The sequence below is a fragment of the Streptomyces sp. NPDC006265 genome, assembly GCF_040613555.1.
Lineage (GTDB): Bacteria > Actinomycetota > Actinomycetes > Streptomycetales > Streptomycetaceae > Streptomyces.
Window position 1 is genome coordinate 1 of the sequence record NZ_JBEXSH010000377.1, and the last position, 8,253, is coordinate 8,253.

The following is an 8,253-nucleotide window of genomic DNA, read 5'->3' on the forward strand; positions in this document are numbered from 1 at the left end:
ACTCCTCGTAGGAGGTGGGGTGCCCCAGCTCGGTGAGATACGCAGCGAGCAACCGGTTGGAGATGGATGCTCACCGACGGCTGACCGCCCGTCGGTGGCTGCTCAGATCGCCGAGGCCTCCCGCCACAGCGCGGCGAGTGCCTGGTCGCCCGTGGCGCTCGGCAGGGGCGCGCGGTTCCACAGCGCCAGGTACAACTGCCCGGCCGGGGCGGAGAGTTCGCACTCCGCCTCCCCGAACCCGTCCCGCGTGGTCACGGGTGGCTCCGGCGACAGCCGCAGCGTCCACACCTCGCCGGTGTCCTCGGTGCGGATCCGCAGGACGCGCGGCCCGGGGGTGCGTACGCGGCTCCTGGGACGGGCGTGGAAGCCGCGCAGCAGTTCGTCGATGCCGTCGGTCGCGAACTCGGGGGTGACGTCCGTCGGGGCGCCGCCGCGTGCGGACTCCGCGTCGACCCGGTGCACGGCCGTCTCGTGCGCCTGCCGCCGGGCCCAGAAGGCCAGCGGTGACGGCGCGGGCAGGAAGGTGAAACAGTCCAGCTCGGGCGAGGCGCCCGCCAGCGAGCCCACGAGCAGGCGGTGGCTGTCGCGGTACCAGGCGATCAGCTCCGCGCCGTCGAGGTCGGTGGGTTCGACCAGCGGGCGGCGTTCGGTGAGCTGCCCGGCGACGTAGGCGGCGGCCCAGCGGTGCACGGCGCCCGTGTGCCGCAACAGATCGCGCACCTGCCACTCGGGGCACGTCGGCACCTTCGCTTGCGTCCCGGCCTCCTCGGCGGCCGCTGCCAGCAGCCGGCCTTCCGTCTCCAGTGCTTGAAGGAACTCGGCGGTCTCCATGACGCCGAGTCTGCCGCATGAAGTGCTCTTCAAGCCCGGGGATTTCCGGCGGCCGGCTCCGGGGCTACGGCAGCGGCGTCCCGCCCGTCGCGTTGACGATCTCGGCAGTGATGTACGACGCCCCCTGGGAGGCGAGGAAGACGTACGCCGGAGCCATTTCGGCGGGCTGCGCGGGCCGTCCGATGGGGGCCTGCTTGCCGAACGTCTGCGTGTCCGGCAGGGTCGCCGGGATCAGCGGCGTCCACACCGGGCCCGGCGCCACCGCGTTGACGCGGATGCCCTTCTCGATCAGCATCTGCGCCAGCCCCTGCGTGAACGTGACGATCGCGCCCTTCGTCGTCGCATAGTCCAGCAGATGCGGACTGGGCTTGTACGCCTGCACCGACGTGGAGTTGATGATGCTGCCGCCCTCCGGGATGTGTGGCAGGGCCAGCTTGCACAGCCAGAACATCCCGTACAGGTTCGTGCGCAGCACCCGGTCGAACTGCTCGGTGGTGATCGCCTCGATGCCGTCGGGCTGCGACATCTGGTACGCCGCGTTGTTCACGAGGACGTCGATCCGGCCGAACTCCTGCACGGCACGGTCGACCAGCGCCCGGCAGTTCTCCTCCTCCCGTACGTCGCACGAGACGGGCACGGCACGCCGGCCGGCCTCCTCGACGAGCCGGGCCGTCTCGTCGGCGTCGTCCTTCTCGTCATCCAGATGGGTGAACAGCACGTCGGCTCCCTCACGGGCGAACGCCAGGGCGACCGCGCGGCCGATCCCGGAGTCCCCACCGGTGATCACGGCCTTGCGGCCGGCCAGCCGGCCACTGCCCCGGTAGGACTCCTCACCGTGGTCCGGGGGCGGGTCCATCGGGCCGGTCCAGCCCGGGTGCGGCTGGTCCTGGGAGGGAAACTCCGGGGTCGGGTGCTGCTCTCCGGGGTGCTGCTGATCGGTCACGGGTCTGCCTCCTCGTCCGCGGCGTACGGCCCGGTGATCACACCGGGCGTGGCCACGGGTACCCAGGATCACCGGCAGCCCACCCTCGCAGTGCCCTTCCTGTCAGCCCCCGGCCGTCCGCCGCGCGGCCGCCCCCACCAGTGCTCCGACGACCGCCGCCACCGCCGCCAGGACCGCCACGCTGGTGAGCGCGGCCGGCAGGGAGAACCAGTCCGCCATGAAGCCGATCGCGGGCGGGCCGAGGAGCATGCCCCCGTAGCCCAGGGTGGAGGTCGTGGCGACACCGCCGGGGCCGGCGAGTGCGCCCGCGCGTTCCACGGCCACGGGGAAGAGGTTCGCGAGGCCGATGCCCGTGACCGCGTAGCCGAGGAGGGCCGCCCAGAGGGAGGGGGCGAGAGCGCCGAGCAGCATGCCGGCCGCCGCGGTGGTGCCGCCGGCGACGACGGTCCGGGTCCGCCCCAGGTGTTCCAGGAGCGTCGTGCCGGTCAGGCGGCCCACCGTCATGGCGAGCGCGAAGCAGGAGTAGCCCACGGCCGCGGCACCCGCCGACGCGTGCAGGTCCTGTTCGAGGTGCAGGGCGCCCCAGTCGGCCAGCGCCCCCTCGCCGTACGCGGTGCACCCCGCGATGAGGCCGAAGACGATCACCAGCGCACGGGTGCGGCCGTCCAGGCGGCGCGGGGCTCCCTCGGCGGGAACGTCCCGCGCCGTGGGCACCGGCGGCTCGTGCCGCAGGAGGGTGGGGCCCGCCGCCGCGGTGACGAGCAGGCCGACCAGCGTGAGCAGCAGCAGGTGCCGGGTGGGGGAGAGGACCCCCGCGACGAGCCCGCCCAGCCCCGCTCCGACCATGCCGCCCAGGCTGAAGGCCGCGTGGAAGCTCGGCATGACCGGCCGCCGCAGCGCTGCCACGAGGTCCACGGCCGCGCTGTTGAAAGCGACGTTGATCCCTCCGTACGCGGCGCCGAAGAGCAGCAGGACGACGCCCAGCGCGAGCACCGAGTGGGTCAGCGGGGGCAGGGCGACGGAGAGGGAGAGCAGTACCGCACAGACGACGGTGACCTGGTGGTTCCCGTAGCGGCGGCACAGGCGCCCGGTGAGGGTCATGGTGATGACGGCCCCGGCGGAGACGCCCAGGAGGGCGAGGCCCAGAGCACTGGCGGAGGCGCCGGTCTGCGCCTTGATGGCGGGGATGCGCACGACCCAGCCGGCGAAGACGAAGCCGTCGAGGGCGAAGAAGACGGTGAGGGCGATGCGGAGTCGGGTCAGGGAGCTGCCGTTGCCCGGCACGGCACTGTGCGTACGGGGTTTGTTTATTTGCGGCACAAAGTCAGGCTAGGTGGGTGCGGGGGCGAGGACAAGGTGCGACTCTGGGACGAGACCCATCGCCGAGGAGCGGACACAGCCGCCGCAGGAGCGCAGGAGGGCACATGGGACGTGACGTGCCGGCCCTGGTGTTCACCCGGGAGGACCGCCGTCGGTACCGGGAGAAGATGCACACCGACCTCGAGGTGCTCGCCCGGATGCTCCACGAGTCGGGCTTCGAGAGCGAGCGCCCCCAGGTCGGCCTCGAGATCGAGCTCAATCTGGTGGACGACGCCGGGTTGCCCGTGATGCGCAACACCGACGTCCTCCAGGCGATCGCCGACCCCGCTTGGTCCAGCGAGCTGGGCCGCTTCAACCTGGAGATCAACATCCCGCCCCGGCAGCTCACGGCGGGCGGCCCCGGCTCCTGGGAGCAGGCGATCCGCGACGCCCTCAACCACGCCGAGGACGGCGCCGCCGCGGTGGGCGCGCACCTGATCATGGTCGGCATCCTGCCGACCCTGGGCGAGTCGGACGTCAGCGGGTCCGCACTCTCCGGCGACCCGCGCTACCGGCTGCTCAACGAGCAGATCTTCGCGGCCCGGGGCGAGGACCTGCGGATCAAGGTCGACGGTGTGGAACGCCTGTCGACGTACGCCGACACGATCACGCCCGAGGCCGCCTGCACCAGCACCCAGTTCCATCTCCAGGTCGACCCGAAGGAGTTCCCGCACTACTGGAACGCGGCCCAGGCCATCGCGGGCGTACAGATCGCCCTCGCTGCCAACTCGCCCTTCCTGTTCGGCAAGGAACTGTGGCGCGAGACCCGCATCCCCCTGTTCGAGCAGGCCACCGACACCCGCCCCGAGGAGATCAAGGCCCAGGGCGTACGGCCCCGGGTGTGGTTCGGGGAGCGCTGGATCACCAGCGTCTTCGACCTCTTCGAGGAGAACGTGCGCTACTTCCCGGCCCTGCTGCCGCTGTGCGAGGACGAGGACCCGCAGAAGGAGCTGGACAGCGGCGGCGTTCCCCAGCTGGGCGAGCTGACCCTCCACAACGGCACGATCTACCGCTGGAACCGCCCCATCTACGCGGTCACCGACAGCGGCCCGCATCTGCGCATCGAGAACCGCGTGCTGCCCGCCGGTCCCACCGTGGCCGACATCATCGCCAACGGCGCCTTCTACTACGGACTGACCCGGGCCCTGGTCGACGAGGACCGGCCGGTGTGGACGCGGATGTCCTTCTCGGTCGCCGAGGAGAACCTGCACACCGCGGCCCGCGACGGCATCGACGCCCGCCTGTACTGGCCCGGTGTGGGCGAAGTGCCGGTCACAGAACTGGTGTTGCGGCGGCTGCTGCCCCTGGCCCACCGGGGCCTGGAGCTGACCGGCATGGACGCCGCGTGGCGCGAACCCCTGCTGGGCATCATCGAGCAGCGCTGCGTCACCGGCCGGAACGGCGCCCTGTGGCAGGCGGAGATGGTGCACCACCTGGAGAAGGCCGGCATCTCCGACCGCCGCGAGGCACTGCGGCAGATGACCAGGACGTACATGGACTACATGCACATGAACGCGCCCGCGCACACGTGGCCCGTGGACTGACCTCAGTCGGGCCGGCCGTGCCACTGCGCGGCAGCCGTCAGGGGTACGGGGGCGGGCACCTCGGCCGACGTCGTCAGTTCGATCCGCCGCCCCTCGGCCGCCGAACGCAGCACAGCGGTCATCGCCTCCAGCACGTGCAGGGCCAGTTCACCGCTCGCGCGCGGTACCCGCCGCTCGTCGGCGGTGAGGAAGTCGAGCAGACCGACGCCGCGAGCGCCGGCCGCGTAACCCGCCGACGTCGCAACGGCGCGCCAGCGCGTGTCGCCGAGCACGTGGAGGCGCACCTCCCCGTCGAACCGGTTGGGGTCGGGGACCGAGAGGGTGCCGCTCTCGCCGTGCACCTCGATGGGCGCGGCCGTGGTGGCCACACCGTCGAAGCTCGTGGTGAGCGTCGTCAGCGTCCCGTTCACGTGCTCCAGCACTCCGGAGACATGGCTGTCCACCTCGACCGGTATGCGCTCGCCGGCGCGCGGGCCGGATCCGATGACGCGCTCGGCGCGCAGCCGCCCGGCCGCCCCGGTCACGGCACGCACCGGCCCCAGCAGGTGGACCAGGGACGTGAGGTAGTACGGCCCCATGTCCAGCAGTGGCCCGCCGCCGGCCGTGTAGTAGAAGTCGGGGTGGGGGTGCCAGCGTTCGTGGCCCGGGGTGACCATCACGGCCGAGGCGAACTGGGGGCGCCCGATGCTCCCCGCCTCCACCGCCGCCCGCGCGGTCTGCACTCCCGTGCCCAGCACGGTGTCCGGGGCACAGCCGACACCGATGCCAGCCTTCGCGGCGGCCTCCAGGACGGCCCGCGCGTCCTCCAGGCCCGCGGCCAGGGGCTTCTCGCCGTAGACGTTCTTACCGTGCCGGATCGCCCCGAGGGCTATCTCCGCGTGGGCCGCCGGCGTGGTCAGGTTCAGCACGGTGTCCACGTCCGGGCTGCCCAGCAGCTCCTCGACCGTCAGCGCCCGGGCGCCGGGCAGTTCGGCGGCGGCCGCGGCCGACCGGGAGGCGTCGAGGTCGGCGACCGCGGTGACGCGCACGCCGGGGCGGCCCACGAGCGTGTCCAGGTACGCGCGGGAGATGACGCCGAGCCCTACGACCCCGACGCGGTGCGCGTCGCCCACAGCATGCCCCTCTCGATGATGGTGCGGACGTGGGGGTGCTCCAGCACGTCGACGCTGTGCCCCGGCGTCGTCACCACGATCCGCCCGGCACCCCACCGGCGGGTCCAGACCGCGGGGGAGGTGACCGGCCGGTGCCAGGGCTGCCACGGCCGGACGGGATGCGTGGTGGTGGCCAGGACGTCGATCAGGTCGTCGTGAAGCACCCAGTACTGCTCGGTGTCCAGCGCGAAGTCCTCGATGCCGGCCGTGATCGGGTGCGCGCGACCGGCCTCGGTGAGAACGATGGTGTGCGGCAGGAAGTTGTCGTCCGCCGCACCCCGGCGCTCGCACGGCTCCTTGCCGGGGTGTGTGGCGAACTGGCCGCCCACCAGGTGAAGATAGTCCGAGGAGGCGCGGAACGAGTCGGCGATGCCGCCGTGCCAGCCGGTGAAGCCGGTACCGGCCACGACCGCGGAGCCCAGCCCCGCCAGCTGGTCGTGCGTGATCTCCGACATCGTCACGCACTGCACGACCAGGTCCGTGTCGGCCATCTCGGCGGCATCCGCGTAGATCTCGGTCGACTCCTCGACCCGGACCGTGAATCCGTTGTCCCGGAGGAAGGGCAGGAACAGTTCCGTGGCCTCGACCGGCTGATGTCCTACCCAGCCGCCTCGGACCACCAAGGCTCTCTTCTGCGTCATCGTGATCTCACTATGCGCCGGTCGCCCGCGATCGGAAAAGAGGGCCGGACCTCACGAAAGTTTCGCGCTACCGGCCCGCGCCGAGACCATCCAGCAGGCCGCCGTGTAGCGGACTTCCGCGCCTTCAACGAACGGGTCGAAGGCGGGCCGGACCACCTCGACGATCTCTGCCCTGGTCCGCTCGTCGGCCTCGGGCAGGACCGTGGCGAGCGGACCGAGCCGGGTGAAAAAGGTGACGAGTTCCTTCTCGGGCAGGGCGCAGACCACGTCGACCGGTTCGATGTCGATTCCGGCCCAGCCGCTCTCCGCCAGGATGCGGTGGACCCGCTCCGGGTCCGCGAAGGCGAACTGGCCGGGCTGGTCCGGCCGGCGGGCGGGAAGCTCCGGCAGAAACGGGGCCGCGGCGTGTTCCGCCGTCGTCATGAACGGGTTCTCCTCGGGACCTCGCCACACGACGCACCGCAGCCCGGCCGCGTCCTTCACCGCGCTCCGCAGATTGGTGAAGGCCCGCACGGGGTCGCTGAAGAACATGACACCGAAGCGCGAGACGACGGCGTCGAAGGCTGCGGGTTCGAAGGCGTACTCCTGCGCGTCGGCCTGGACGAAGGACGCCGGTACGCCCTCCTGCTCGGCACGCGCCCGCGCCCCCTCGATCATCGGACCGGAGATGTCGACACCCACACAGTGCCCGACCCTGCGTGCGACGGCCCGGGTGATGCTGCCCGTGCCGCAGCCGACGTCCAGCACACTGGCCGCGTGCTCGGCGGACACGGCGTCGACGAGCAGCTCCTCGATCGGCCCGAACATCTGGTTCAGCACATCCTGGAGATCCACCCAGGCGTGGCCGGCGGGCCCGTTCCAGCGGGCGGCCCGCTCGTCGTAGGACCTGCGTGAGGCATCCATCGTCGTTCTCCCTCTGCTTGCCTTCGTCGGGGCGGGATGACAGCGTTCTACTTCAAGTCGACCTGAGGTCAAGACAATGGCAGACCTGGACATAGCAGAGGTGGCGCACCGCGCCGGAGTACCCGCCTCGACTCTGCGGTTCTACGAGGAGAAGGGACTGATCTCCTCCACCGGCCGACGCGGCCTGCGGCGGCAGTACGACCCCGGGGTGCTGGAGCGGCTGGCGCTGATCGCGCTGGGGCGGACGGCCGGGTTCTCGCTCGATGAGATCGCGCAGATGTTCGCGCCGGACGGGCAACCGCACATCGACCGGGGGGTGCTGTCGGCCAAGGCGGACGAACTGGACCGCACGGTCCGCGAACTGGGCGTTCTGCGGGACTCCCTGCGGCACGCCGCCGCCTGCCCGGCGCCGAGCCATTTGGGGTGCTCCAGCTTCCGCCGCCTGATCTGGAGACCGTCAAGCAGCGGCACGCGGACCCGGTCGACGCGATGGTCCGGATCCACACCAAGCAGACCGCCGACCTGCGGTCCAACAAGGACCTCGCGCCGCTCGCGAAGAAGGGTGAACTGGCCGTCGTCAGCGCCTACTACTCGCTCGACACCGGCCGCGTGGAGGTCCTCACCGGTGCGCCCTCCGCCTGACCGGCGGGCCGAGGGGGACCGGGCGGGGAAAAACGTTCCACGCCCGGTCACGTTATACTCGTGGCGCTCATGAAGGCCATCGTCGTGCCTGGTCGCGCGGCCGCAACAGCGAGGGGGTGGACGCCGTTCCGGCACGCCCCGCCCGCATTCAGGACGTCGCCGCGGCCGCCGGTGTCTCGGTGTCGACGGTGTCGAACGTGCTCAACCGGCCCGAGCGGGTCAACGCCCGGACCGCCGAG

At 71.8% G+C, this 8,253-nt stretch carries 9 protein-coding genes and 1 pseudogene; 4 read left to right on the forward strand and 6 right to left on the reverse strand.

What is annotated here, in order from left to right:
• Positions 1–102 precede the first annotated feature (102 nt).
• The 3 genes from ABZ281_RS27040 to ABZ281_RS27050 form a co-directional block, all read right to left on the reverse strand.
• Entirely contained in the window at positions 103–831 is a 729-nt protein-coding gene (locus ABZ281_RS27040; RefSeq protein ID WP_356659519.1) for a maleylpyruvate isomerase family mycothiol-dependent enzyme, read from the reverse strand.
• A gap of 64 nt (positions 832–895) precedes the next feature.
• On the reverse strand, positions 896–1,774 hold the full coding sequence (locus ABZ281_RS27045; protein ID WP_356659521.1) for an SDR family oxidoreductase: 879 nt from the start codon (positions 1,772–1,774) through the stop codon (positions 896–898).
• Between the two features lie 102 nt (positions 1,775–1,876).
• Positions 1,877–3,058, reverse strand: a complete 1,182-nt coding sequence (locus tag ABZ281_RS27050; RefSeq protein ID WP_356659523.1) for an MFS transporter — start codon at positions 3,056–3,058, stop codon at positions 1,877–1,879.
• A 140-nt stretch (positions 3,059–3,198) separates the two neighbouring features.
• Between ABZ281_RS27050 and ABZ281_RS27055 the strand changes: the two genes are divergently transcribed.
• On the forward strand, positions 3,199–4,677 hold the full coding sequence (locus ABZ281_RS27055) for a glutamate-cysteine ligase family protein (protein ID WP_356659525.1): 1,479 nt from the start codon (positions 3,199–3,201) through the stop codon (positions 4,675–4,677).
• A gap of 2 nt (positions 4,678–4,679) precedes the next feature.
• On the opposite strand, the gene ABZ281_RS27060 is transcribed toward ABZ281_RS27055, so the two are convergent.
• Genes ABZ281_RS27060 through ABZ281_RS27070 form a run of 3 tightly spaced genes read right to left on the reverse strand, consistent with a single transcriptional unit; the run spans position 4,680 to position 7,372 of the window.
• Positions 4,680–5,789, reverse strand: coding sequence for a Gfo/Idh/MocA family oxidoreductase (locus ABZ281_RS27060; protein WP_356659527.1), 1,110 nt, complete (start codon positions 5,787–5,789; stop codon positions 4,680–4,682).
• Complete coding sequence (locus ABZ281_RS27065; protein ID WP_356659529.1) at positions 5,759–6,469, reverse strand: ThuA domain-containing protein; 711 nt, start codon at positions 6,467–6,469, stop codon at positions 5,759–5,761. The genes ABZ281_RS27060 and ABZ281_RS27065 overlap by 31 nt, the downstream gene beginning before the upstream one ends.
• Positions 6,470–6,520: 51 nt before the next feature.
• Positions 6,521–7,372, reverse strand: a complete 852-nt coding sequence (locus ABZ281_RS27070) for a methyltransferase domain-containing protein (protein WP_356659531.1) — start codon at positions 7,370–7,372, stop codon at positions 6,521–6,523.
• Between the two features lie 76 nt (positions 7,373–7,448).
• Between ABZ281_RS27070 and ABZ281_RS27075 the strand changes: the two are divergent.
• The 3 genes and pseudogenes from ABZ281_RS27075 to ABZ281_RS27085 all read left to right on the forward strand — a co-directional run.
• Positions 7,449–7,751 (forward strand): annotated as a pseudogene (locus ABZ281_RS27075) (helix-turn-helix domain-containing protein); the annotation flags it as partial.
• A gap of 44 nt (positions 7,752–7,795) precedes the next feature.
• A complete protein-coding gene (locus tag ABZ281_RS27080; RefSeq protein WP_356659535.1) occupies positions 7,796–8,014 on the forward strand; it encodes a hypothetical protein in 219 nt (72 codons plus the stop codon).
• Positions 8,015–8,130: 116 nt separating this feature from the next.
• Positions 8,131–8,253: LacI family DNA-binding transcriptional regulator (locus tag ABZ281_RS27085; protein ID WP_356659533.1), on the forward strand; the 123-nt coding region annotated here is incomplete at its 3' end.

Coding starts and splice junctions, on each gene's coding strand:
- ABZ281_RS27040 (WP_356659519.1), bottom strand. CDS start 831: ATGGAGACCGCCGAGTTCCTTCAAGCACTGGAGACGGAAGGCCGGCTG.
- ABZ281_RS27055 (WP_356659525.1), top strand. CDS start 3,199: ATGGGACGTGACGTGCCGGCCCTGGTGTTCACCCGGGAGGACCGCCGT.
- ABZ281_RS27065 (WP_356659529.1), bottom strand. CDS start 6,469: ATGACGCAGAAGAGAGCCTTGGTGGTCCGAGGCGGCTGGGTAGGACAT.
- ABZ281_RS27070 (WP_356659531.1), bottom strand. CDS start 7,372: ATGGATGCCTCACGCAGGTCCTACGACGAGCGGGCCGCCCGCTGGAAC.